Raw genomic sequence first — 25,139 nt, 5'->3', positions numbered from 1 at the left:
GCGCCGCCGGAGAGCAGCAATAGAAAAGTCGGGAATTTCCCGACTTTTTTACGGGATCAGGCAGAGCGGTTAAGCCGCCGCCGCAACCGGACGAACCCCTAACGTGTGGCAGATGGCGTAACTCATTTCGGCACGGTTCAGCGTGTAAAAATGGAAATCTTTCACCCCTTCGCGTGACAGGATTTTCACCATATCCATCGCGATATTCGCTCCCACCATTTTGCGCGTTTCCGGATCGTCATCCAGACCGGCAAACATCGCGCTCATCCAGCCCGGCACACGCACATTGGTCAGCGTGGCAAAGCGTTGCAATTGCTTAAAGTTAGAGACCGGCAGGATACCCGGCACAATTTCCACATCAATGCCGGTGGCAACACAGCGATCGCGGAAACGCAGATAGCTTTCGACGTCGAAGAAAAACTGGGTAATAGCCCGATTTGCGCCTGCATCGATTTTTCGTTTGAGATTAATCAGGTCGGCCTGGGCGCTTTTCGCTTCAGGATGGACTTCCGGATAGGCGGCGACGGAAATATCAAAATCGCCAACCTCTTTCAGCAGCGAAACCAGATCGCTGCCATACATCTCTGGCTTGCCGCTGCCAGGCGGCAGATCGCCACGCAGCGCCACAATATGGCGGATGCCGTTGTTCCAGTAATCCTGAGCGATGGTGCGCAGTTCATCGCGCGTCGCATCAACACAGGTCAGATGGGGTGCGGCTTCCAGGCCGCTGCGATCTTTAATGTCTTTGATAATGCTGTGGGTGCGATCACGTTCACCTGAGTTCGCACCGTAAGTGACAGAAACGAATTTCGGTTTCAGACTGCTCAGGCGGTCAATTGAGGTCCACAGAGTCTCTTCCATTTCGCTGGTGCGCGGCGGAAAGAACTCAAACGACACATTAATTTGCCCGTTCAGTTCAGCCAGACTCTGGTTTAGCGCTTCGCGCTGATTGGCATGAAAGAAACTCATCCTGCACCCTCACTGATTAATAATCGGCCTGAAAACATCTACACGTTTAGACGTCCAGATGTTCAAAATGACGCAATCTCAGTGTGCCGTCAACGTAAAAATGGTCAACTGACGTGATCAATTTTCAATCAACATGAAGGGATTTCAACAGGAAGGAGATAACGCTTTGAAAACAGGCGCCGAAGCGCCTGATGAGGAGGGATTACAGCAGTTGTGCGAGGCGATTAATATCTGACTGAATAGCGCCGGCGGTGACATCCCGGCCTGCGCCCGGCCCGCGGATCACCAGCGGATTATCGCGATACCAGCGGCTCTCAATGGCAAAGACGTTGTCGCACGGCAGCAGCGCGGCCAGCGGGTGCTCCGGTCGCACCGCTTCAACACCTACGCGCGCCTTGCCGTTAGCATCAAAACGGGCAACGTAGCGCAGCACCAGGTCCATCTCCCGCGCGGCTTCCAGCCGCTGCAGCATCTGCTCGTTCAGCTCTTCGCCATTTTCAAAGAAGTGGTCCACAGATCCCTGCTGACAGTTGTTCGGCACCAGCGATTCAACCCGCACCTGATCCGGCTCGATGTTGTAGCCCGCCTCACGGGCAAGGATCACCAGTTTGCGCATCACATCCTGACCCGAGAGATCGGCGCGCGGATCAGGCTCGGTTAACCCCTGCTGCCACGCCTGATCCACCAGCTCGGTAAACGGCACCGTGCCATCAAACTGCAGGAACAGCCACGACAGCGTACCGGAGAAGATCCCGCTAATCGCCAGAATGGTATCGCCGCTGTCGCGCAGATCGCGCACCGTATAGTTAATCGGCAGACCAGCACCAACAGTGGCGTTATAGAGCCAGTGACGCCCGGTTTTGGTAAAGGCATCGCGAATCTGCCGCCAGGTCTGGCTGTCAGACGCACCCGCAACCTTGTTGGCGCTGATCACATGAAAACCGTGGCTGGCAAAGTCAAGATACTGCTGCGCCAGGGGTGTACTGGCCGTGACATCCAGTACCACCAGGTCATCGAACGGGTGAGCACGCATCCACAGGAACAGCGACTCTTCATCGCGCTCCACCGCCTCATCATCAAAGAAGGCGAGTGCACGACTGGCATCCAGCCCGTCATAGCTCAGCAGGCTGCGGCTGCTGTCCGCGACGCCCGCCAGCACAAATTCAAAGCCGGTGCGCGCTGACAGCGTTTCCTGATCGCGGGCAAACAGTTCCAGCCAGCGTGAACCGATATTGCCTTTGCCAAACAGCATCAGACCGATGCGCTTTTCTGCGCGGAACAGTGACTGATGCAGTCCCTGAATCAGGTGCTGGGTCGGCCCGACGCGCAGCACCGCCACCACGCTGATGTGATCTTCTGACTGCCAGATGAATTCAACAGGCTGATCTTTTAACTGCTGCCAGAAGCGATGAGTATGCAGCGGGTTACGGGTAACGCCTGCTCCCACTAGCGCTACCAGCGCCAGGCCGTCGCGCAGCTGCAGATGACCCGGTAAACCGGCGTCCTGTAGCAACGTGAAGGCGCTGTTGACCACTTCGGAGGTATAACAGAGTTGCAGCAGCTGACGATCAGGATGGACGCCAAACGCCAGCGGGCGCAGTTGCGCGCGCTTCAGCAGCAGATCGATCTCTTTGTGCAGGATAGCGAAGTCATGCTGCTCTGGCAGCTGAATCTCAATCAGGCAAACATCATCGTGGCTGGTTACGATGCGCGCCCCGGTCCCTGAAGCCAGCACACGCTCGATGCGGGTTGAGCCCTGCTCTGGCTGATAGCTGCAGCGCAGTTGCAGGTCGATATCGCTGCCAGAAACCGGCTGCAGCGTGCGGGTATGCAGCACCGGAGCAGCCAGGCGAGCCAGCTCACTGGCTTCATCCAGCCTTAACAGCGGCAGCAGACAGGCATCAGAAACTTTGCGGGGATCGGCGCTGTAAACGCCCGCGACATCGCTCCAGATGGTCACGCGTCCTACACCCGCCAGCGCGCCAATCTGCGTGGCGGAATAGTCGGAGCCGTTGCGGCCAAGCAGGACGGTTTCACCGGCATCGTTGCGGCTGATAAAGCCGGTTACCACGATGCGCTTTTGCGGATGCTGCGCCAGCAAAGTCTGCAGCAGGGGCCAGGATTTACCCTCATCCACCTGCGGCTGAGCAGCACGTTCAGCACGCAGAAACTCACGCGCATCCAGCCAGCAGGCCTGCAGATCACGCTGGCTCAGTACCGCTGACATCAGGCGTGCCGACCATATTTCACCGTGCCCGACCACGTCGGCATAGACCGCATCGGTGATCGGCGCATCCAGCAGTACGGCCAGCTTTTCCAGATCGCGGATAAATGCAGTGATTAAGGGTTCGGCGATCTCAGCAGGCAGCAGCGCACCGATTAGCTCGCTCTGGTAGCGCCGTAAAGCCTGTTGCACCTGATGCGCAGAGAGCCGATCGTTCTGGCTCAGCTTCAGCCAGCTAATCAGCTGGTTGGTGGTTGAACCTGCCGCGGAGACCACCATCAGATCGCCCGGCTGGCTGTAGTCCGCCATAATGCTGGCAACGCGCTGATAGCAGCGCGCATCGGCCAGGCTGCTGCCGCCAAACTTGTGCAACTGCCTGATGTTCGGCGTTCCCGCGCCTGCTGAAATCGTCATGCTTAATCCTCGGCTGCGATCCGGAATGCATTATCCAGATCGGCAATTAAATCTTCGTGATCTTCAATACCAACAGAAACCCGTAGCAGCGTATCGGAAATGCCTGCTGCCGCGCGTGCTTCTGCCGACATCCCCGCGTGCGTCATGGTGGCGGTATGGGAGATCAGACTCTCTACGCCGCCCAGCGATTCCGCCAGCGTAAATAACCGCAACGCTTTCAGGAAGCGACGCAGCAGCGCCTCATCACCGTCGACCTCGAAACTCAGCATGGCGCCAAAGCCACGCTGCTGACGTACAGCATGTTCGTGTCCGGCGTTTTCCGGCAGCGAAGGATGATACAACTTTTTCACCCGCTTTTGCTGCTTCAGATAGTCCACAATCGCGAGTGCGTTGCGTTGAGCAGCGGCGATGCGCGGTGACAGCGTACGAATCCCGCGAAGCAGCAGATAACTGTCAAATGCCGCGCCGGTCACGCCAATGTTATTTGCCCACCAGGCCAGGTCGGTCGCCAGTTGCGGATCTTTGGCAATCACCGCGCCCGCCACCACATCGGAGTGACCATTGAGGTATTTGGTACAGGAGTGGATCACCAGGTCCGCACCCAGCGCGAGAGGATTCTGCAGCGCCGGACTCATAAAGGTGTTGTCTACCACGCTGACGGCACCCGCCGCGCGTGCGGCGGCGCAAATCGCGCTGATATCCACGACGCGCAACAGCGGATTACTGGGACTTTCAATCAGCACCAGTTTGGGGTTTTCATCCAGCGCCGCCTGCAGCGCCACCGGGTCGCCCTGATCGACAAATTTCACCCGATACGCGCCGCGTTTGCTCAGGCTGTCAAATAACCGATAGCTGCCGCCATAACAGTCGTGTGGCGCAACCAGCAGATCGCCAGGCTTCAGGAACACCGTCGTGACCAGGTGAATAGCCGACATGCCGGTATTGGTTAATACCGCACCCGCCCCGCCTTCCAGTTCCGCCAGCGTACGCTGTACGACATCACGCGTGGGGTTACCACGACGGGAATAGTCATGTGCACGAGGCTCATTGAAATCCAGGAAGTTATAGGTTGTAGAGAGGTGGATGGGCGGGACAACGCAGCCATATTGCTCGTCATCATTCAAACCGCTGCGCACTGCGATGGTTGCCGGTTTACGCGTCATGAGCGAATTGTTCCTGAAGAGTTAAAAAAATGTAGTCCACAGAATATCATCCTCTAATTAGACGTCAATACATCTGGACATCTAAATGTCTTTGCGTATAGATTGAGCACAAACGCAATAACCGCTAAAATTATGCGTCATCGCCTGGCGTTCCCCTCTGTAATGCAGAAGCGGCGAACGAAGAAAACCCGCCATATGAGGGGTCAGGCAGGAAAAAATCAGGCATAATCCGCTGATTTCCTCACATTTAACGTTTATTAATTAAGGTAACCCATGGCTGAATGGAACGGCGAATATATCAGCCCATACGCTGAGCACGGTAAGAAGAGCGAGCAGGTCAAGAAGATTACAGTTTCTATCCCATTGAGCGTGCTGAAGATTTTAACGGATGAGCGTACCCGTCGTCAGGTGAATAACCTGCGTCACGCTACCAACAGCGAGCTGCTTTGCGAAGCCTTTTTACATGCCTTTACGGGTCAACCGCTGCCGGATGATGTCGACCTGCGTAAAGAGCGTAGTGATGAGATTCCGGAAGAAGCAAAAGCAATCATGCGCCAGATGGGTGTCGACCCGGATACCTGGGAATATTAATTCCCGGGGCCGGTTTCGCTTAACCCCGCTTCAGAGGAGCAGGCTCCGCTCAGGGAGCCGCTTTCTGATCCGATGTGAAATGACCTTCCTGCTTTCCGTAATCTGACAGACCCTTCTGAATATTGCCCGCCAGACTTATCATAAAACTCCAGCCTGTTCTCCTATTATTCCGTTATTTCTGTTGCAATAAGAATGTCTTTTTATTCCGACAATAGAATAATTACTATTGTTCACTATTATCTGCATCCGTAAAATTTTGCCAGAGCGACTATTTCACGGAAAGAAAATGAGCATTAAATATAAAATAACGTCATCTGCATCCGCTTATCTTCTTATTTTTTTCGCTGCAGTAACCTTTTCCTTTCCTGATCAGGCGAAAGCTGCACCCGCTCTCACAGAGTCAAATGGGAATATCAATGCACTGCAACAGGATCGGGTACGCAAAGCGCAACTGATGCCTGAACCGCAGCGGGCAGCGTCTGAACAACAGCGCTTCCGGGCAGAAGAGATTCCCTTTCCGCATGAAGAAAAATGTTATCTTATCGATAAGGTCTCTTTAAAGCAGGATAACAAAAAACTTCACCTCGAAAAATTAAGGTATTTTACTTCTCAGGCAGAAGGAAAATGTCTGGGTATCGCGGGTATAAAACTGCTGGCAAAAACTCTGCAAAATGAAATCATCCGGGCGGGATATATCACCACACGTGTTAATTTACCGGAGCAGAACCTGTCAGGTGGTGAATTAAAATTTGATATTAATGCCGGTAAAGTGGGAAAAATCGTTCTTAATAAATCCGGAGACGACTATATCAATTTAACCAGCACATTACCGTTCAAAGCGGGTGATGTGCTTGAACTCAGCGACCTTGAACAGGGTAGTCTTAATCTTCAGCGAGTACCGGGATCGCAGGTTAACGTCAATCTGGTGCCTGGCAGTGGCAAAGGTGAAAGCGACATTTATATCCAGCGCAGGCAGGATAAATACTGGCAGGTGGGTGCATGGCTCAATGATGCTGGCTCGGTTGCAACAGGCCGATATCAGGGTGGTGCAGCGCTCTATCTGAATAATATTACCTCACTCAGTGACACCCTTTATGTCTCTTATGGCCACGATATTGCCCCGAAGCACACGATAAAAGGTAACAGTAATAAATCGATAGGTTATTCAATCCCCTGGGGATACTGGTGGCTCGATCTCTACGCCAGTCACAGTGACTACCGACAATTTATGACCGGAAACTGGGCAAAATGGACGCTGAATAATAAGAACCATTATTACAGTGCGCAACTCAATCGGCTGATTTCACGAACCGTACATCAGACCAGCACGGTTGGCCTGCAAATATTTGATACGGAATCGCGTTACTCTCTGGATGATTTTGACCTTGTCAGCATGCATAAAAGAAGTGCGGGCTGGAAAGCGGTGCTGCAACATCAAATCAATGTTGATAATGCAGGTCTCGCAACCACGCTAAGTTACCAAAGAAAGATGCCCTGGTTTAACAGCAGTAATACTGTTGAGCAGGAGTATGGACTCATTGATAAGCAAGGTCGGATTGTCACTTTAGATCTTGAGGGTTCCGTCAACTTTCGTGTCTATGAAAACTGGCTGAATTACTCCCCTCATATCAGCCTGCAATATTCGCCCGATAGCCTCTCGTCACTTAACCGCTTTTCGCTGGCAAACCGCTGGACGGTGCGCGGTTTCGATGGTGAATATTCTCTTCAGGACAATAAGGGAGGGTACTGGCGCAACGATCTTAGCTGGATAATCCCCGGCCAACCGATTCAGCCCTATATCGGTGTTGATGCAGGCCAGGTCTATGGCAATTACAACCAGCTGTATTATAAAGGAAAAACCGTCATAGGCAGCGTTGTCGGCCTGCGGGGAAAACTTCTGCAAACACGCTTTGATCTTTTTGCCGGTACCCCGCTAAAAAAACCACAAGCCTTTCACACTGATCCACTTACGCTGGGTTTTTCATTGCAATGGAAATATTAAAAAAGATGGACATTTTTTAATAAAAAAAACTTTAAAAAACACTCACACAGAAAAAGGATAGAAATAATGAAGAAGCATAAGTTTAACCTGTTATTCCTGGCTACCGTGGCCACATTGTGCAGCCAGCCTGCGCTGGCTGCACTCAATACTTACACTCATGCAAATGGATCGACAGTTGTTAATATTAATCAGGCTGATGCAAATGGTCTTTCTCATAATATGTATCAGAATTTTAACGTCACCAGTGATGGAATGGTCCTGAATAATAGCACGACAGATTTAGTGCGTGACAAAGGTGATCTTGCGCGAAACAGCAATCTGGATAAGTCAGCCAGCCTTATCCTGAATGAAGTTATCTCAAAAAGCTCATCTTCACTGAATGGCTATATTGAAGTCGCCGGTCAAAAAGCGGATGTCATTATCGCCAACCCGAATGGTATTACCTGCTCTGGCTGTAGCTTTATTAACACCGGACGCGCCACGCTGACCACCGGAACGCCCACCTTTACCGAGGGTGCATTGACTGGTTTCAATGTGGCGAAAGGCACGATTACGGTTAATGGTAATGGCCTGAAAGGTGCCGATTACACCGACCTTCTGGCGCAGAAAATTAATATTCAGGGACAGATCGCTACTACTCAATTACAAGCGATTGCTGGTATCTATGATTACAATATCGCTTCCGGTTCGGCGACAGCGACTGGAACGGCCAAAGCCTACGGCAACACCATTGATGTCAGCGCGCTGGGTGGGTCAACTGCGGGAATTATTCAGCTGCAGACTACTGATGCCGGAGCGGGTGTCAATAATAGCGGCATACTGAATGCGACTAATCTCTACATTGCAGCTAATGGCACATTAACCAATAGCGGCACGATTGAAACCGGACTGCTTAGCGCCACCGCAGGTGGCAGCATAACGAACAGAGGAACACTGTCTGCCAGCCAGGCTGTTCTGCAGACAACGGACGCGTTCACCAATAACGGCACCATTAAAACGACGGATTACGCCACCATCGTCAGCCTGGGAAAAATTTCTAACAACAATAATGCGCAAATTGATGCTGCTGGTGCTGTAAATATTGTTTCTCTGGCCGGTAATATTGAGAACAGAGGAACAATCACGACGCCAAAAACGTTGGCCATGCAGACCGGTTATAATACGGTTGACGGCGTCGTCACGGCTGTCGCCAACACCAGCCTGCTCAATTCAGGGGCAATTCAGGCTGGAAACCTGAGTATGAATGCCGTTAAAGAGGTCAGCCTCCTGTCTGGCGGAGACGTGACTTCACAGGGGACAGCCTATGTTTCTGCGATAAAGGTCTCTAACGCGGCGACTCTGACCGCTCAGAGTGCCTCTGTTATGGCGAATGAGGTCAGCAATCAGGGCGTCATGCAGGCAACCGGACTGTTAAACGTGTCGGGCAAAAACGGCATATCTAATAGCGGTACCATGAAGGCGGAAACGCTGACACTGGCGACAGACAAGAAAATCAGTAACTCATCCTGTTTACTCTGGGTGCTGTGCAGTAAAGGTACGATGTCAGCCGATAAAATCTCGATTACCGCACCGAAGATCGCCGCGATTGGTGATTTAGATGGTACTTATACGACGCAGGTACTTGAACTGAATAAGCCTGCGGCGACCCCGGGAACGGACACCAGCCTGTAACAGCCATAAAAAAACCCAGCCGAAGCTGGGTTTTTTCTTGCCGCCGAACCCGCAGGTTCAGGTGCCTTTTAATCTTATTTTTTAGCGCCTGGCACGCTGAAACGCTTGTTAAAGCGGTCAACACGGCCACCAGTTGCCACTTCACGCTGCTTACCGGTATAGAACGGGTGGCATTTGCCACAAACGTCCAGGTTCAGTTCGTGAGTCAGTGTTGAACGGGTGTGGATCTCGTTGCCGCAGGTACATTTGATAGTAACTGCTTCGTATTTCGGGTGAATACCTTGTTTCATGGGAAACCTCATAGAAGGCCGTGTCGCTCTCCGTGCCAGGCGTTAACCTGCACAGCACCACACGCGGTTGAACATTATAGGGTGTACTCCGGCCAGATTTTCTCACCGAAGGGGCATATTATACAGGTAAGTCTGGATTGCTGCAAATATATGCTGAGATACCCGCCACAGGGGGTCAGCGTGTACACTAGCTTCCCCGATGATTGAGCCGGAAAGAGAGAGTTATGCCCGTTGTTCAGGTTGCCCTGCCCGTCCCCTTGCCCCGCCTGTTTGATTATCTGCCGCCTCAGGGTGTGCAGCCGGTCATTGGCGGGCGCGTGAGTGTGCCCTTTGGCAATCGCAGAATGATCGGGATTGTGGTCTCCTTTCGTGACAGCAGCGATCTGCCGGAAGCACAGCTCAAGCGCGTGGTTGAGGTGCTGGACAGTGAGTCTCTCTATCCCCCGTCGCTGTGGCGCATCCTGAACTGGGCCGCCAGCTACTACCACTCGCCGCAGGGTGAAGTGCTGAGCCACGCGATTCCGGTGCTACTGCGCCAGGGCAAAGCGGCGCAGGACAATCCCCTATGGCGCTGGGAAATTACCGAGCAGGGCCGTGAAACCGCGCCGGAAAGTTTAAAGCGCGCCCCGAAACAGCAGCAGGCGCTGGCAGCACTGCGTCAGCAACCGCTCTATCGGCATCAGGTCAGTGAACACGATCTTACCGAGGCAACATTACAGGCATTGCGGGCTAAAGGATTATGCGAACTGCATGAGCATCAGCCGCAGATGCACGACTGGCGCACCACTTATGCTGTAAAAGGCGAACGGCTGCGACTGAATACCGATCAGGCGATGGCCGTGGGTGCGATTCGGGCAGATGATGAACACTATGCCGCCTGGCTGCTGGCGGGCATCACCGGCTCCGGCAAAACTGAGGTTTACCTCAGCGTGCTGGAAAATGTGCTGGCACGGGGTAAACAGGCGCTGGTGCTGGTGCCGGAGATTGGCTTAACCCCACAAACGATTGCCCGCTTTCGGGAACGTTTTGATGCGCCCATCGATGTGCTGCACTCTGCATTAAATGACAGTGAACGGCTGGCGGTCTGGTTACGTGCCCGGCGCGGCGAAACGGCGATTGTGATTGGTACCCGCTCGGCGCTGTTTACGCCGCTGGCTCGTCCTGGCGTCATCATTATTGATGAAGAGCATGACAGCTCCTACAAACAGCAGGAAGGCTGGCGCTATCAGGCGCGCGATCTGGCTGTGTTCCGTGCCCATGAAGAGGATATCCCGATTGTCATGGGCTCGGCGACACCGGCTCTGGAGACGCTGCACAATGTCCGCAGCGGCAAGTATCGCCAGCTCGACCTGACAAAGCGCGCCGGCAACGCCCGACCGGCGCTGCAACAGCTTATCGATTTAAAAGGCGTGCAGCTGATCGGCGGCCTGGCACCGGGTCTGATTGGTAAAATACGCCAGCATCTGCAGGCCGACAATCAGGTGTTGCTGTTTCTTAACCGCCGCGGCTTTTCACCCGCCCTGCTCTGTCACGACTGCGGCTGGATTGCCGAGTGTACCCGCTGTGACCGCTACTACACCCTGCATCAGCACCACCGTCAGCTACGCTGCCATCATTGCGACAGCCAGCGTCCGCTACCTAATCAGTGCCCGCAGTGTGGCTCAACCCATCTGCTGCCGGTCGGCGTCGGTACTGAGCAGCTGGAGCAGCAGCTCGGCACACTCTTCCCTGGCGTGCCGGTGTCGCGCATCGATCGCGATACCACCAGCCGCAAAGGTGCCCTGGAGCAGCATCTGGCTGACGTCCATCGTGGCGGCGCACGTATCCTGGTCGGCACCCAGATGCTGGCCAAGGGCCACCACTTCCCCGATGTCACACTGGTCTCGCTGCTGGATGTTGATGGTGCCCTGTTCTCAGCCGATTTCCGTGCGGCGGAGCGCTTTGCTCAGCTCTACACCCAGGTCGCCGGCCGTGCTGGCCGTGCCGGAAAGCAGGGTGAGGTGATGCTGCAGACTCACCATCCGGAACACCCCTTACTGCAGACACTGCTGCATCAGGGTTATTCAGCCTTTGCCCAGCAGGCGCTGCTGGAGCGACAGGCGGTTCACCTGCCACCCTGGAGCCGCCATGCGCTGTTCCGCGCGGAAGATATGGATAACCAGCAGGCAGCCGAATTTTTGCAACAACTTCGTAACCTGCTGGAGGCGAGCCCGCTGAATGACAAGGCGATGTGGTTTATGGGTCCGTTGCCCGCTTTGCAGCCCAAACGCAGTGGACGCTGGCGCTGGCAACTGCTGTTGCAGCATCCTTCCCGGCAACGTCTGCAACAGTTACTGAGCAGTTCGTTGCCGCTGGTTTCAACGCTCCCCGCTGCGCGCAAAGTGAAATGGACGCTGGATATCGACCCGACCGAGAGCTGATTTTTACTGACACTGCGAGCCAGATCGAAAAACGTCGCATAAGTCACAATTTTTATGCAAATTAAGTAACAACCAGCCGGGCAATCGTTAACAATGTTGCCCGGATTGCTTTCAGGTCAGGCAAAAACAGAATCGAACGCGCCATAACGCGTCAGGAGCATGTGTTGGAGCAGAATCAACAACCGCCCGCCGCCACGATGAAGGATGTCGCGGAGCATGCGGGCGTCTCAACCGCCACCGTATCGCGTGCGCTCATGAATCCGGAGAAGGTTTCTGCGGCGACCCGCCAGAAAGTCGAGCAGGCCGTTGCCGCCGTCGGCTATGCAGCACATGGCCCAACGCGCAACGCACGGCGTAACGAAACGCGAACCATCCTGGTTATTGTCCCTGACATCTGCGATCCCTTCTTTAGTGAAATCATTCGTGGCGTCGAAGTCACGGCAGCCGAAGAAGGCTATCTGGTCCTGATTGGTGACTGTGCTCATCAGAATCAGCAGGAGCGAACCTTTCTCAATCTGATGGTCACACGACAGATCGATGGCATGGTGCTGCTCGGGTCACAGTTGCCCTTTGATGCCAGCATTGATGAGCAACGTAACCTGCCGCCCATGGTGATGGCGAATGAGTTTGCGCCGGAAATGTCGCTGCCCACAGTTCACATCGATAACCTGACCGCCGCATTTGAAGCGGTGAATCATTTACTGCAGTTAGGCCACTCGCAGATCGCCTGTATCGCCGGGCCGGAAGAGATGCCGCTCTGTCAGTATCGGTTGCAGGGCTATGTACAGGCGATGCGTCGCAGCGGGCTGACGGTCGATCCCACCTATATTGTGCGCGGTGATTTTACGTTTGAAGCAGGCGTGGCCGCCATGAATCAGCTGATGACCCTGCCGCAACCGCCGCGCGCCCTGTTCTGCCACAGCGATATTATGGCGCTGGGGGCGATGAATCAGGCCAGACGCTGTGGACTGCGGATACCGGAGGACCTCTCTGTGGTCGGATTCGATGACATTGAGCTATCACGTTACTGCGAGCCGCCGTTGACCACGGTCACGCAGCCACGTTACCAGATAGGCCGGGAGGCGATGCTTCTGCTGCTGGATGAGTTAAATGGCAAACGGGTCATCAGCGGATCGCGGCTGCTGGATGCCGGTTTAACCATTCGTGGCAGCACGGCGCGAGCAAAAAAGCGTGAAAAATAAGCGTATTTGTCTGATTTTTTCAGTAGATTCTTAAGGCGAACACTGCTGGTCAAAGTTCCGACCCTTGAGTAACATGGCGGACTCCTTGCCGGGCGCGTAAAAATCATCATTTCGCCCAACTGGCACTATTTTTGAAGGGTATAAGAACGAGAGTGGCACAAAAAGATTACGTAGGCCGCGGGCGTTCAACAGGGACGCGTCGCAAAAAAAGCCCCAGCCGTGGCAAGAAGAGCAAAGGCGGTTCGGGAACATCTAAATTGATGATTGTACTGGCGGTCGCAGTGTTGGTGACCTTTGCCGGTGGTTTATGGTTCCTGGCGCATCACAAGAAAGAAGACGTGCCGGTCATTACGGATCATAAAGCCAACGGCAATGGCTTGCCGCCGAAGCCAGAAGAGCGCTGGAAATATATTAAAGAGCTGGAGAACCGTCAGGTCACCGTGCCGACGCCTATCGAACCCTCTTCAGGTGGCGAAGTGAAGTCGCAGACACAGCTGACCGATGAGCAGCGCCAGTTGCTGGAGCAGATGCAGGCAGATATGCGTCAGCAGCCGACGCAGCTCAACGAAGTGCCGTGGAACGAACAAACCCCGGCGCAACGTCAGCAGACGCTGCAGCATCAGCAGCAGTTGCAACAGCTGCAACGCCAGCAGCAGGTTCAGCAACAACAGCAGCAGCAACATCAGCAACAACAACAGGTTCAGCAACAGCGCCAGCAGTTGCAGGCCCAGCAGCAACAGCAACGCCAGCAGCAGTTGCAGCAACAACAGCAGCGTCAGCAACAGCAGCAATTACAACAACAGCAACGTCAGCAGCAGCAGCAGCAAAACGTACAGCGACAGACGCAGCCTGCACCGATCACGCGGGAGCCGGACATACAGTCAAAACCGCAGGAGACCGCGAAGGCGAAAACAGCGGAGAAAGCCTCTTCGCAGCGCTGGATGGTGCAGTGTGGTTCGTTCAAAGGCACTGACCAGGCTGAATCGGTGCGTGCAGGCTTAGCCTTTGAAGGTTTTGAAAGCCGTATTACGACCGGTGGCGGCTGGAATCGTGTGGTTATCGGTCCGTATAAAGACCGCGCCTCCGCTGACAGCACCCTGAAACGCCTGCGCAGTTCCGGACACTCCAGCTGTATTCCACTCTCCGTCGGGGGTTGAAACCCGTCAAACCCGCCCCATATCTGTTGCATGATACTCCGCGCCCCGTGCGCGGAGTCCTTTTCCGACTGCAACAAGGGGTCTGCCCGTGACAACAATAGTAAGTGTACGACGCAACGGCCAGGTAGTGATTGGCGGTGATGGCCAGGCTACGCTCGGCAATACCGTGATGAAAGGCAACGTTAAAAAGGTGCGTCGTTTATACAACGATAAGGTGATTGCCGGATTTGCTGGCGGCACCGCAGACGCCTTTACCCTGTTTGAACTTTTCGAACGTAAACTGGAAATGCATCAGGGCCACCTGGTAAAAGCCGCGGTGGAACTGGCGAAAGACTGGCGTACCGACCGCATGCTGCGTCGCCTTGAAGCTTTACTGGCCGTCGCAGATGAGTCAGCCTCTCTGATCATCAGCGGTAACGGTGACGTCATCCAGCCTGAAAACGATCTGATCGCCATCGGCTCCGGTGGGCCTTTCGCCCAGGCAGCAGCACGTGCGCTGCTGGAGAATACCGAAATGGGCGCACGCGACATCGTCGAAAAGTCGCTGAATATCGCGGGTGATATCTGCATCTACACTAACCACAACGTTAATTTCGAAGAATTAACGTCTAAGGCGTAAGGGTATAAATATGTCTGAGATGACTCCACGCGAAATCGTCAGCGAGCTGAACCGCTTTATCATCGGCCAGGACAGCGCCAAGCGCGCCGTGGCTATTGCACTTCGCAACCGCTGGCGCCGCATGCAGCTCGACGAAGAGTTGCGCCATGAAGTGACACCAAAAAACATCCTGATGATCGGTCCGACTGGTGTCGGTAAAACTGAGATCGCGCGTCGTCTGGCTAAGCTGGCCAATGCACCGTTCATCAAAGTCGAAGCGACTAAATTTACCGAAGTGGGATATGTCGGTAAGGAAGTAGATTCTATCATTCGTGACCTGACCGATTCGGCCATTAAGATGGTGCGCAGTCAGGCGATTGAAAAGAACAAATACCGTGCCGAAGAGATGGCCGAAGAGCGCATTCTCGATGTGCTGATTCCGCCTGCGAAAAACAACTGGGGCCAGGCAGAGCAGAGCGCTGAGCCGTCTGCGGCGCGCCAGTCGTTCCGCAAAAAGCTGCGCGAAGGCCAGCTGGACGATAAAGAGATTGAGATCGATCTGGCCGCCAGCGCGCCTGGTGTTGAGATCATGGCGCCTCCTGGCATGGAAGAGATGACCAGCCAGCTGCAGTCGATGTTCCAGAACCTCGGCGGTCAGAAGCAGAAAGCGCGCAAGCTGAAGATCAAAGAAGCGATGAAGCTGCTGATCGAAGAAGAAGCGGCAAAGCTGGTTAATCCGGAAGAGCTTAAGCAGGACGCGATTGATGCGGTTGAGCAGCACGGTATCGTGTTTATCGATGAGATCGACAAAATCTGTAAGCGCGGCGGCCAGAATGCCGGCGGCCCGGATGTTTCTCGCGAAGGTGTTCAGCGCGACCTGCTGCCGCTGGTTGAAGGCTGTACCGTTTCGACCAAGCATGGCATGGTGAAAACCGACCACATTCTGTTTATCGCTTCAGGCGCGTTCCAGGTTGCCAGCCCTTCTGACCTGATTCCGGAACTGCAGGGTCGTCTGCCCATCCGTGTAGAGCTGCAGGCACTGACCGTGAATGATTTCCAGCGCATCCTGACCGAGCCGAATGCCTCCATCACCGTGCAGTATAAAGCGCTGATGAATACCGAGGGCGTGAACATTGAGTTCACCGAAGAGGGTATCCGCCGAATCGCTGAAGCCGCATGGCAGGTCAACGAAACCACCGAAAACATCGGTGCGCGCCGTCTGCATACGGTGCTGGAACGTCTGATGGAAGATATATCGTATGACGCCAGCGATCGTCACGGTGAATCCGTGACCATCGATGCTGATTATGTCGGCAAACATCTGGATGAACTGGTGGCTGACGAAGACCTTAGCCGCTTCATTCTCTGATTCACTGAATCAGCGTATTTCAGAAGCCCAGCCCATCCGGCTGGGCTTTTTTATGCATGTTCTTGATCGAACGATGCTTTTTTCATACTGATGATTTTGCCAACAATCTGCATATAGCGATATACTTACCCTTCCTGTGGCAAACAGACGAAACCCTTATGAAATACGATACATCTGAACTCTGCGATATCTACCATGAAGAAGTGAATGTTGTTGAACCGCTTTTTTCAAACTTTGGTGGGCGCACTTCATTCGGTGGTCAGATTACCACAGTGAAATGCTTTGAAGACAACGGCTTACTCTACGATCTGCTGGAAGAGAATGGCCGGGGTCGCGTCCTGGTAATCGATGGCGGCGGCTCCGTGCGTCGTGCGCTGGTCGATGCGCAGCTGGCACGCCTGGCGGCAACCAACGAGTGGGAAGGCCTGGTGATTTACGGTTCGGTACGCCAGGTTGATGAGCTGGAGGAGCTGGAGATTGGCATTCAGGCCATTGCCGCGATTCCGGCAGGCGCTGCGGGTGAAGGGATTGGTGAAAGCGATGTGCGCGTCAATTTCGGCGGCGTCACCTTCTTCTCCGGCGACCATCTTTATGCCGATAATACCGGTATCATTCTGTCAGAGGATGCGCTGGACCTCGAATAGGCCGGACATGAAAACGGGTGCCTGAGCACCCGTTTTTCACATCAGCTGAGGCTTCAAACCTCTTCCATTTTTCCCAGCAAGGCACGCAGACGTTCCTGCCATACGTGTTGCTCTTCTTTCAGGTGCTGATTTTCACGCATCAGCGCATCGTGGTTGCCCGCGACTTGTTGCGCATCGTTACGCAGTGAGTTGTTCTGCTCTTTCAGCTCTTCGATTTCCATCTGCAACAGGGTGATGGTATCAATCGCCTGCTGTACTTTCGCTTCCAGTTTCTCAAACACTTCAAATGACATCTTTCTGACCTCTCCTAAATTCCTGCAAGGCGTTGATGATGCCAGCTTAAGCCAGCAACGTTGTCCCGATTGTATGTAGCCTCACCCCGCAAGTCCAGCAACGCGGCCTTTGCGGGCGTAGTCTGTAACACTTTTCAGCCAATCCCTGAATTTACGCTGCGCTTACTGCAGCTGCGTTCTGGCACTGGCCCGTTATCACTGCAATGAGGCGCGAATAATGGGTTAAGAAAGCCAGAATACGCGAAAACGCGCATTTTTATGACACAGTACACAAAAAACGATTTCGCTATTTCTCGTTTATGTTCGTTAACGATAAATTCACATCAGCCCTACATAAAAGCTGGGTGCCTCATGGACTGAGAACAAAAACTGATAAAATTTAACCTCGCTTCAGGAACCACTATTATGAGTCAGACAACTAACACGCTCAAAGGTCAGTGTATTGCCGAATTTCTGGGGACAGGCTTGATTATTTTCTTCGGCGCAGGCTGTGTGGCTGCTCTGAAACTCGCCGGTGCCGCCTTCGGTCAGTGGGAGATCTGCATCATCTGGGGTCTTGGCGTTTCCATGGCCGCCTACCTCACCGCAGGCATTTCGGGCGCGCACCTGAATCCGGCAATTACCGTTGCACTCTGCCTGTTTGCTAATTTTGAAGGACGTAAAGTTCTGCCTTATATCGTATCGCAGATTGCCGGTGCCTTTTGTGCCGCGGCGCTGGTATACGGTCTCTACTACAGCCTGTTTTTTGATTATGAGCAGAGCCATCAGATGGTGCGCGGCACGGTTGAAAGTCTCGACCTGGCAGGCATCTTCTCAACCTACCCTAATCCACATATCGGTGTCGGCCAGGCCTTCCTGGTTGAGATGGTCATCACTGCAGTATTAATGGCGGTGATTATGGGTCTGACGGATGACGGCAACGGCATTCCGCGTGGCCCACTGGCTCCACTGCTGATTGGCCTGCTGGTTGCGGTTATCGGTGGCTCCATGGGTCCTCTGACCGGCTTCGCCCTTAACCCGGCACGTGATTTCGGACCGAAGATCTTCGCATGGCTGGCAGGCTGGGGTAACGTTGCCTTTACCGGTGGTCGTGACATCCCTTACTTCCTCGTGCCGATTTTTGGCCCGCTGGTCGGTGCCTGCCTGGGTGCAGTAGGTTATCGCACACTGATTGGTCGCTACCTGCCAGGTACCGCCCAGGAACCTGCAAGCGTTCCAGCAGACAAACCAGTTGCACGCGCTCAGCAGCGTAAAGCGTAAGTTTCACCTTTTATCATCAGGACTGAATTTATGACTACCACAGATAAAAAATATATTGTCGCGCTCGATCAGGGAACAACCAGCTCACGCGCCGTCGTTCTCGACCACGACTCTAATATCGTTGCGGTATCGCAGCGCGAATTTACTCAGATCTACCCGAAAGCGGGCTGGGTTGAGCATGATCCAATGGATATCTGGGCTTCACAAAGCTCTACGCTGGTTGAAGTGCTGGCCCATGCCGATATCCGTTCTGATGAGATTGCGGCAATTGGTATCACTAACCAGCGCGAAACCGCCATCGTGTGGGAAAAAGAGACCGGTAAACCTATCTATAACGCCATCGTCTGGCAGGATCCCCGCACCGCCGACTACTGTAACAAACTGAAGAAAGAGGGTCTGGAAGAGTACATCCAGCACACCACCGGGCTGGTAATTAACCCCTACTTCTCCGGAACGAAAGTGAAGTGGATCCTGGACCATGTTGAAGGCTCACGTGAGCGTGCGAAACGTGGCGAGCTGCTGTTCGGTACCGTTGATACCTGGCTGGTCTGGAAAATGACTCAGGGCCGCGTTCACATTACTGACTATACCAACGCCTCACGTACCATGATGTTTAACATTCACAAGCTCGAGTGGGATCAGCGCATGCTGGATATCCTGGATATCCCACGTGAAATGCTGCCGGAAGTGAAGTCCTCGTCTGAAGTCTACGGTCAGACCAACATCGGTGGTAAAGGCGGTACACGTATTCCTATCGCCGGTATTGCCGGTGACCAGCAGGCCGCGCTGTATGGCCAGCTGTGTGTACAGCCTGGCATGGCGAAAAACACCTACGGCACCGGCTGCTTTATGCTGATGAACACCGGTACTGAAGCGGTGACCTCGACCCATGGCCTGCTGACCACTATCGCCTGTGGCCCGCGCGGTGAAGTGAACTATGCGCTGGAAGGTGCCGTATTTATCGGGGGTGCCTCTATTCAGTGGCTGCGCGATGAGATGAAGCTGATCAGTGAAGCGGCTGACTCTGAATACTTCGCGATGAAAGTGAAAGATACCAATGGCGTTTACATGGTGCCTGCTTTCACCGGCCTGGGCGCACCTTACTGGGACCCGTATGCCCGTGGCGCAATCTTCGGTCTGACGCGCGGCGCGAACGCTAACCACATCATCCGTGCGACGCTGGAGTCGATCGCTTATCAGACGCGTGACGTGCTGGAAGCGATGCAGAATGATGCCAACACCCGCCTGCAGGCGCTGCGTGTGGATGGTGGTGCGGTATCCAACAACTTCCTGATGCAGTTCCAGGCTGACATCCTCGGCACCCGTGTTGAGCGTCCGGAAGTGCGTGAAGTAACGGCGCTGGGTTCTGCCTATCTGGCGGGTCTGGCTGTCGGCTTCTGGCAGGATCTGGATGAAGTGCGCGCTAAAGCGGTTATTGAGCGTGAGTTCCGTCCAAGCCTGGAAACGACCGAGCGTAACTTCCGCTATGCCGGCTGGAAAAAAGCGGTTGCCCGCGCACAGGCGTGGGAAGACCAGGAGTAATCTCTGTGCCCGCGACGCTGGCCGTCGCGGGCCTTTTCCCCGCCCTGCTGCCCCGCTGTGTTACACTGCCTGCCGGTTTTTTGTCAGGTAGATGCCATGAAACGAGAACTTGCCATTGAATTTTCCCGCGTAACCGAAGCTGCCGCCCTGGCAGGCTATCACTGGTTAGGACGCGGCGACAAAAATGCAGCTGACGGCGCGGCTGTCCATGCCATGCGTCATGTCCTGAACTCCATTGAAATTGACGGTCAGATTGTGATCGGTGAAGGCGAAATCGATGAAGCGCCGATGCTCTATATCGGTGAAAAAGTTGGTACCGGTCGCGGTGATGCGGTCGATATTGCCGTCGATCCGATTGAAGGCACCCGCATGACGGCACTTGGCCAGGCTAACGCGCTGGCCGTGATGGCCGTCGGCGATAAAGGCAGCTTTCTGCACGCCCCTGACATGTACATGAAGAAACTGATTGTCGGTCCGGCAGCGCATGGCGCTATCGATCTCGACCTGCCGCTGGAAACCAACCTGCGTAATATCGCGATAGCGATGAACAAGCCGCTGTCGCAGCTGACCGTATCGATTCTGGCAAAGCCACGTCACGATGCGGTGATCGGCCAGTTGCAGCAGCTGGGCGTACGGGTCTTTACCTTCCCGGATGGCGATGTCGCCGCCTCGATTCTGACCTGCATGCCGGACAGCGAAGTGGATGTGATGTACGGCATTGGCGGCGCACCGGAAGGCGTGGTCTCTGCGGCGGTGATCCGTGCACTGGACGGCGATATGCAGGGCCGCTTGCTGGCACGTCATCATGTGAAAGGCGACAGCGCTGAAAACCGTCGGCTTGGCGAGCAGGAGCTGCAGCGCTGTGCAGAGATGGGAATTGAAGCGGGTAAAAAGCTGACGCTGGGCGAGATGGCCCGTAACGACAACGTGGTATTTGCCGCCACCGGCATTACCAGTGGCGAACTCCTGAAAGGCATTACGCGTCAGGGCAATATTGCTACGAGCGAAACGCTGCTGATTCGCGGTAAATCACGCACCATTCGCCGCATCCAGTCGATTCACTATCTCGACCGTAAAGATCCGGCGCTCCATCCGTTTATCCTGTAACCGGCTGATTGCCGCGCTCCGGCTGACGTGAGAGCGGCAACCAGCAGAGCAGCATCACCAGCGCGGTAAAAAACATCAGCATGCCAAGGCTGAACTGATCGCGCTGCGGCATCATGGCTGAGAGCCACGCCACCAGGCCCGATCCCAGATTCTGCATGCCGCCAATCAGTGCGCCCGCGCTTCCCGCCAGCCACGCATACGGCTCCATCGCGCCTGAGGTCGCCAGCGGAAACAGCATACCGGCACCAAAGAAGAACAGCGCGGCGGGCACCAGCAGCGTCCAGATATTCATTACGCCGAACCATGCCGGGATCCACATCAGGATGCCCGCCAGCAGACAGCTATTCACGCCCCACCACATCAGGCTGTGCCATGAACCCTGCTCGCGCCCGGCAAACCACGCACCAAAGAACGCTGCCGGAATCGGCAGGATGAAAAGGATGCTGACGGTCAGGCTGTGCAGGCCGAGCACGCCGCCCAGCAGAACGCCACAGCTCGACTCAAAGACCGCAATCCCGGCCAGCGCGCCAATCAGCAGCACAATATAGCGGACGAAATTCGCGTCGCTGAGCAGGCGGGCGTAACGTTTAAAGAAAGGGGTCACTTCCGCACTCTGCGGCCGGGTCTCCGGCAACCAGCGCGCCATGGAACCGGTCACCGCAAGACAGAGCAGCAGCAGAAAGGCGAAACAGGCGTGCCAGCCAAAGAGCTGGGTCAGCAGTGCGCCAATCACCGGTGCCAGCAGCGGGCTGACCAGAATGCCCATATTAAGCAGGCTGTTAGCGCGACGCAGCGCGTGCCCCTCGTAGAGATCACGTGGCATGGTACGGGCCATCACGCCTGCCACGCCGGTTCCCAGTCCCTGGATTGCGCTACCCAGCACCAGCATATCGAGAGAGGTCGCCATCAGAGCCGTGATTGCGCCGATCATAAAGATCATCATGCCCGCCAGGATCACCGGACGACGGCCCACACTGTCTGACAGCGGACCGTAGATCAGCTGGGATCCGCCATAGGTCATCAGATAGGCCGCCATCACCCGCTGCAGCGCGCCATCCCGCACATTCAGGGCGTCCGCCATCACCGACATCGCCGGGACGTAGATAGTCTGTGCCATCTGCCCGACAGCCACCAGCACAATGAGCATCACCAGCAGTGGGCGATTTTCCAGTTTACTAATCATGATTATGCAAAATTTCTTTCTGTGAAAGGAGGTTAAAACAGCGGTTCACCCGCCAGTCATCTTGTTATGGCGGGCAAAATATCAGGATTGGATGACAAAGCGAGAGGTAAGCGAAAAGGTCCGGGCTTGCGCCTGTCAAGTTTATGCTCCAGCCTGTAAAGACAAAGCAACAGTTTGTCGATTAGAGCCTTTGCCAGGGCGCAGGCTGGCAATCTCGCTGGCTAGTCGCGAAAATAGTGACCTGCCTGAATAATCAACAACCCGGGAGTGATTATGGCTGAGTGGGTCAATGGTGAAGTAAAGGAAGTCAAAAACTGGACGGATGCATTGTTCAGTCTCCGGGTAAAAGCGCCCATCGCTCCTTTTATCGCCGGGCAATTTGCCAAGCTGGCGCTGGAAATCGACGGTGAGCGGGTGCAGCGCGCTTACTCCTACGTCAATGCGCCAAAAGATGACCTGCTGGAGTTTTACCTGGTCACGGTGCCAGAGGGCAAGCTGAGTCCGCATCTGCAGGCACTTCAGCCGGGCGATCAGGTGATGGTTACCAAAGAAGCCGCGGGATTCTTTGTGCTGGATGAAGTCCCGGAATGCAAAACCTTATGGATGCTGGCAACCGGCACCGCGATTGGTCCCTACCTGTCGATGCTCCAGCAGGGCGAAGGGCTGGATCGCTTTGAAAACATCGTGCTGGTGCATGCCGCACGCTATGCGGCCGACCTGAGCTTTTTGCCACTGATGCAGCAGCTGCAACAACATTATCAAGGTAAGCTGCACATCCAGACGGTGGTGAGTCGCGAAGCGATCGCCGGTTCGCTGACGGGCCGGGTCCCGGCGCTGATCGAAAACGGTGAGCTGGAGCGCGCCACCGGGTTAAGCCTGGATGCCGACAGCAGCCACGTGATGCTGTGCGGCAACCCGCAGATGGTGCGCGATACCCAGCAGTTACTGAAAGAGACGCGCGAGATGCGCAAACACCTGAAGCGTAAGCCGGGCCATATCACCAGTGAACATTACTGGTGAGTCGTTTGCCGGTATCGCACCGGCTGCGTCGCGGTACCAAACCGGTTAGCGCCGGGGGTACCGCGAAAGACGCCGAGATCCAGCAGCAGACCAGCGATTAATGCAAGCGGAATGGCGCGGCCCAGCAGCCAGGGCAGAACCCCACCCAGCATGGTCCAGTTTCCCGCCACCAGCAGCCAGGCAACAATCACCAGAAATCCCCAGTAGCCGCGTCGATTGCGATCGTGCAGCCGTTTAACCATAACCGCGCTGGCGGGCCATAGCAGGCAGACCACGCCAAAGGCCGCCATCTGGCTATCAATCCAGTCGTTTGCTGCTAAGACGAATAACAGTGTCGTGGTCAGCAACCAGACGGCCTGCCAGATCCAGAAATCACGTCGTCCCAGTCGGCCGCGCCAGGAAAAACACCATTGTTGTAACGTCATGCATTATCATCCAGAGAGAAGAGAACCGCCGCACTTTTGACCTCGCGGATAAAAACCGTTTTAATTTGCGCCTGAGTTTACGGGTTAGGATCGACAAAATGAAGAATTTGCCTGGCGCACTGCTGTTATCGTTTGCGCTGACGGTTCCGGTCTTTGCCGCCGATCCGCCACCGCCAGAACGGCCCGATGCGTTGCCCACCGCGCCTTATCTGCTGGCGGGCGCTCCCACCTTTGATATGACTATCGGCCAGTTTCGCGAAAAATATAATCTGGCCAATGCAGCATTGATGCTGCCGGAGTATCGCGCTATTGATAACCGGGGTGATAAAAGCAACCTGACGCGCGCCGCCAGCAAAATCAATGAAACGCTCTATGCCTCTACCGCGCTGGAACCCGGCACCGGTAAAATCAAGACGCTGCAGATCACCTGGCTGCCACTGCCTGGCCCGGACCAGAGCGCCTCACAGCAAAAAGCGCTGGCTTATATGACCGCCATGCTGCGCTTTTTTGTACCAGGATTAAGCGCCGAGGAAGGGCGTAAAAAGCTGGAGAGCCTGCTGAAGGAAGGTAAGGATTTACCCTACTTTGCGCAGGTCGACGGCGCGCTGCGTTTTGTGGTCGCTGACAACGGCGACAAAGGACTGACCTTCGCGATTGAACCGGTCAAACTGGCGCTCGCGAGCCCCTGATGATGTGGCTGAAAATGACGAAAAGCAAAGCCATCACTACATTTGATCTCTATACTGTCTGGCAGACAACGCTGCCGGCTGGCAGCGATTTTTCATGTATCGCGTTATGCGGAGGATAGAATGCGACATCCACTGGTTATGGGTAACTGGAAGTTGAATGGCAGCAAGCAGATCACAGCTGAACTGATCGCGGGTCTGCGTAAGGAACTCTCTGGCGTTGAGGGTTGTGGCGTTGCCATTGCACCGCCAGCGCTCTATCTCGAGCAGGCAAAACACGCCATCTCCGGTAGCCACATCGCACTGGGTGCGCAGAACGTGGACGTTAACCTGTCTGGCGCATTTACCGGTGAAGTTTCCGCAGAGATGCTGAAAGATATCGGCGCGAAATATATCATTATCGGTCATTCAGAACGCCGCACTTACCACAAAGAGAGCGACGAGTTTATCGCGAAGAAATACGCGGTACTGAAGTCAGTGGGCCTGGTTCCGGTGCTGTGCATTGGTGAAACCGAAGCAGAAAACGAAGCGGGTAAAACCGAAGAAGTCTGTGCGCGTCAGCTGAATGCCGTTCTGGAAACCCAGGGCGCTGAAGCGTTCAAAGATGCGGTTATCGCGTATGAGCCCGTCTGGGCCATCGGTACCGGCAAATCTGCGACCCCTGCTCAGGCTCAGGCCGTGCACAAATTCATCCGTGATCATATCGCGAAGAAAGATGCAGCTATCGCTGAACAGGTCATCATTCAGTACGGCGGCTCTGTTAACGACAAGAATGCTGCTGAGCTGTTCACCCAGCCTGACATCGATGGTGCGCTGGTTGGCGGTGCGTCACTGAAAGCAGATGCTTTCGCGGTAATCGTTAAAGCTGCGGCGGCTGCAAAAAACGCTTAAGCATTAGCATTCCGGGCA

General features: G+C 54.8%; 22 protein-coding genes. 15 read left to right on the top strand and 7 right to left on the bottom strand.

The features are described from left to right. Window positions 1-69: 69 nt before the first annotated feature. The 3 genes from metF to metB form a co-directional block, all read right to left on the bottom strand. A complete protein-coding gene (gene metF, locus K6R05_RS00875) occupies window positions 70-969 on the bottom strand; it encodes a methylenetetrahydrofolate reductase (RefSeq protein ID WP_161733016.1) in 900 nt (299 codons plus the stop codon). Between the two features lie 202 nt (window positions 970-1,171). After that, window positions 1,172-3,607: a bifunctional aspartate kinase/homoserine dehydrogenase II gene (locus tag K6R05_RS00870; RefSeq protein ID WP_161733014.1), complete on the bottom strand. Its 2,436-nt coding sequence runs from the start codon at window positions 3,605-3,607 to the stop codon at window positions 1,172-1,174. Between the two features lie 2 nt (window positions 3,608-3,609). Then, the gene (gene metB / locus K6R05_RS00865; RefSeq protein WP_161733011.1) at window positions 3,610-4,770 is read right to left on the bottom strand and encodes a cystathionine gamma-synthase; all 1,161 of its coding nucleotides are present in this window, start codon (window positions 4,768-4,770) and stop codon (window positions 3,610-3,612) included. 273 nt (window positions 4,771-5,043) lie between these two features. On the opposite strand from metB, the gene metJ reads away from it, so the two are divergent. From metJ to K6R05_RS00850, 3 genes are all read left to right on the top strand, one after another. Beyond that, window positions 5,044-5,361, top strand: coding sequence for a met regulon transcriptional regulator MetJ (gene metJ, locus K6R05_RS00860; RefSeq protein ID WP_009088019.1), 318 nt, complete (start codon window positions 5,044-5,046; stop codon window positions 5,359-5,361). A 286-nt stretch (window positions 5,362-5,647) separates the two neighbouring features. Then, a complete protein-coding gene (locus K6R05_RS00855) occupies window positions 5,648-7,363 on the top strand; it encodes a ShlB/FhaC/HecB family hemolysin secretion/activation protein (RefSeq protein ID WP_222924842.1) in 1,716 nt (571 codons plus the stop codon). A 105-nt stretch (window positions 7,364-7,468) separates the two neighbouring features. Continuing rightward, the gene (locus K6R05_RS00850) at window positions 7,469-9,034 is read left to right on the top strand and encodes a filamentous hemagglutinin N-terminal domain-containing protein (protein ID WP_262390912.1); all 1,566 of its coding nucleotides are present in this window, start codon (window positions 7,469-7,471) and stop codon (window positions 9,032-9,034) included. 74 nt (window positions 9,035-9,108) lie between these two features. Here the strand turns inward: K6R05_RS00850 and rpmE are convergent, their stop codons facing one another. After that, window positions 9,109-9,324, bottom strand: a complete 216-nt coding sequence (gene rpmE, locus K6R05_RS00845) for a 50S ribosomal protein L31 (RefSeq protein WP_003851227.1) — start codon at window positions 9,322-9,324, stop codon at window positions 9,109-9,111. A 224-nt stretch (window positions 9,325-9,548) separates the two neighbouring features. Between rpmE and priA the strand changes: the two genes are divergently transcribed. The 6 genes from priA to rraA all read left to right on the top strand — a co-directional run bounded on the left by priA (window position 9,549) and on the right by rraA (window position 16,714). Continuing rightward, window positions 9,549-11,744 (top strand): primosomal protein N', encoded by a 2,196-nt coding sequence (gene priA, locus K6R05_RS00840; RefSeq protein WP_222924841.1) that lies wholly within the window; start codon window positions 9,549-9,551, stop codon window positions 11,742-11,744. 164 nt (window positions 11,745-11,908) lie between these two features. Further along, complete coding sequence (gene cytR / locus K6R05_RS00835) at window positions 11,909-12,946, top strand: DNA-binding transcriptional regulator CytR (RefSeq protein WP_161733003.1); 1,038 nt, start codon at window positions 11,909-11,911, stop codon at window positions 12,944-12,946. A gap of 152 nt (window positions 12,947-13,098) precedes the next feature. Then, the gene (ftsN, locus tag K6R05_RS00830) at window positions 13,099-14,103 is read left to right on the top strand and encodes a cell division protein FtsN (protein ID WP_222924840.1); all 1,005 of its coding nucleotides are present in this window, start codon (window positions 13,099-13,101) and stop codon (window positions 14,101-14,103) included. Window positions 14,104-14,191: 88 nt separating this feature from the next. After that, window positions 14,192-14,722: an ATP-dependent protease subunit HslV gene (hslV, locus tag K6R05_RS00825; protein ID WP_003851234.1), complete on the top strand. Its 531-nt coding sequence runs from the start codon at window positions 14,192-14,194 to the stop codon at window positions 14,720-14,722. Between the two features lie 10 nt (window positions 14,723-14,732). Beyond that, on the top strand, window positions 14,733-16,070 hold the full coding sequence (gene hslU / locus K6R05_RS00820; RefSeq protein ID WP_013359469.1) for an ATP-dependent protease ATPase subunit HslU: 1,338 nt from the start codon (window positions 14,733-14,735) through the stop codon (window positions 16,068-16,070). A gap of 158 nt (window positions 16,071-16,228) precedes the next feature. Further along, window positions 16,229-16,714, top strand: a complete 486-nt coding sequence (gene rraA, locus K6R05_RS00815; protein ID WP_009088032.1) for a ribonuclease E activity regulator RraA — start codon at window positions 16,229-16,231, stop codon at window positions 16,712-16,714. Window positions 16,715-16,767: 53 nt separating this feature from the next. Here rraA and zapB read toward each other — a convergent pair whose 3' ends face one another. Further along, window positions 16,768-17,007, bottom strand: coding sequence for a cell division protein ZapB (zapB, locus tag K6R05_RS00810; RefSeq protein WP_003851242.1), 240 nt, complete (start codon window positions 17,005-17,007; stop codon window positions 16,768-16,770). A gap of 405 nt (window positions 17,008-17,412) precedes the next feature. Here zapB and K6R05_RS00805 point away from each other — a divergent pair, with 405 nt between their 5' ends. The 3 genes from K6R05_RS00805 to glpX all read left to right on the top strand — a co-directional run bounded on the left by K6R05_RS00805 (window position 17,413) and on the right by glpX (window position 20,916). Further along, entirely contained in the window at window positions 17,413-18,267 is an 855-nt protein-coding gene (locus K6R05_RS00805) for an MIP/aquaporin family protein (RefSeq protein WP_010258182.1), read from the top strand. Window positions 18,268-18,297: 30 nt separating this feature from the next. Continuing rightward, window positions 18,298-19,809, top strand: coding sequence for a glycerol kinase GlpK (gene glpK / locus K6R05_RS00800; protein ID WP_033734465.1), 1,512 nt, complete (start codon window positions 18,298-18,300; stop codon window positions 19,807-19,809). Between the two features lie 96 nt (window positions 19,810-19,905). Then, a complete protein-coding gene (gene glpX / locus K6R05_RS00795) occupies window positions 19,906-20,916 on the top strand; it encodes a class II fructose-bisphosphatase (protein WP_222924839.1) in 1,011 nt (336 codons plus the stop codon). Here the strand turns inward: glpX and emrD are convergent. After that, on the bottom strand, window positions 20,906-22,099 hold the full coding sequence (gene emrD / locus K6R05_RS00790; RefSeq protein ID WP_013359474.1) for a multidrug efflux MFS transporter EmrD: 1,194 nt from the start codon (window positions 22,097-22,099) through the stop codon (window positions 20,906-20,908). The two genes, glpX and emrD, sit on opposite strands and share 11 nt — an antisense overlap. A gap of 273 nt (window positions 22,100-22,372) precedes the next feature. Here emrD and fpr point away from each other — a divergent pair, with 273 nt between their 5' ends. Beyond that, window positions 22,373-23,119, top strand: coding sequence for a ferredoxin--NADP(+) reductase (fpr, locus tag K6R05_RS00785; RefSeq protein WP_222924838.1), 747 nt, complete (start codon window positions 22,373-22,375; stop codon window positions 23,117-23,119). Here fpr and K6R05_RS00780 read toward each other — a convergent pair. Continuing rightward, a complete protein-coding gene (locus K6R05_RS00780; protein ID WP_222924837.1) occupies window positions 23,110-23,544 on the bottom strand; it encodes a DUF805 domain-containing protein in 435 nt (144 codons plus the stop codon). The genes fpr and K6R05_RS00780 overlap by 10 nt on opposite strands. A 98-nt stretch (window positions 23,545-23,642) precedes the next feature. Between K6R05_RS00780 and K6R05_RS00775 the strand changes: the two genes are divergently transcribed. Further along, complete coding sequence (locus K6R05_RS00775) at window positions 23,643-24,233, top strand: DUF1454 family protein (RefSeq protein WP_161732993.1); 591 nt, start codon at window positions 23,643-23,645, stop codon at window positions 24,231-24,233. A gap of 120 nt (window positions 24,234-24,353) precedes the next feature. Beyond that, window positions 24,354-25,121: a triose-phosphate isomerase gene (tpiA, locus tag K6R05_RS00770; RefSeq protein WP_222924836.1), complete on the top strand. Its 768-nt coding sequence runs from the start codon at window positions 24,354-24,356 to the stop codon at window positions 25,119-25,121. Window positions 25,122-25,139: the final 18 nt, after the last annotated feature.

The sequence above is a fragment of the Pantoea alfalfae genome (assembly GCF_019880205.1).
In the GTDB taxonomy this organism is placed as follows: domain Bacteria; phylum Pseudomonadota; class Gammaproteobacteria; order Enterobacterales; family Enterobacteriaceae; genus Pantoea; species Pantoea alfalfae.
Note: the sequence above shows the minus strand (reverse complement) of the source record. Positions and strands in the feature narration are given on the sequence as shown.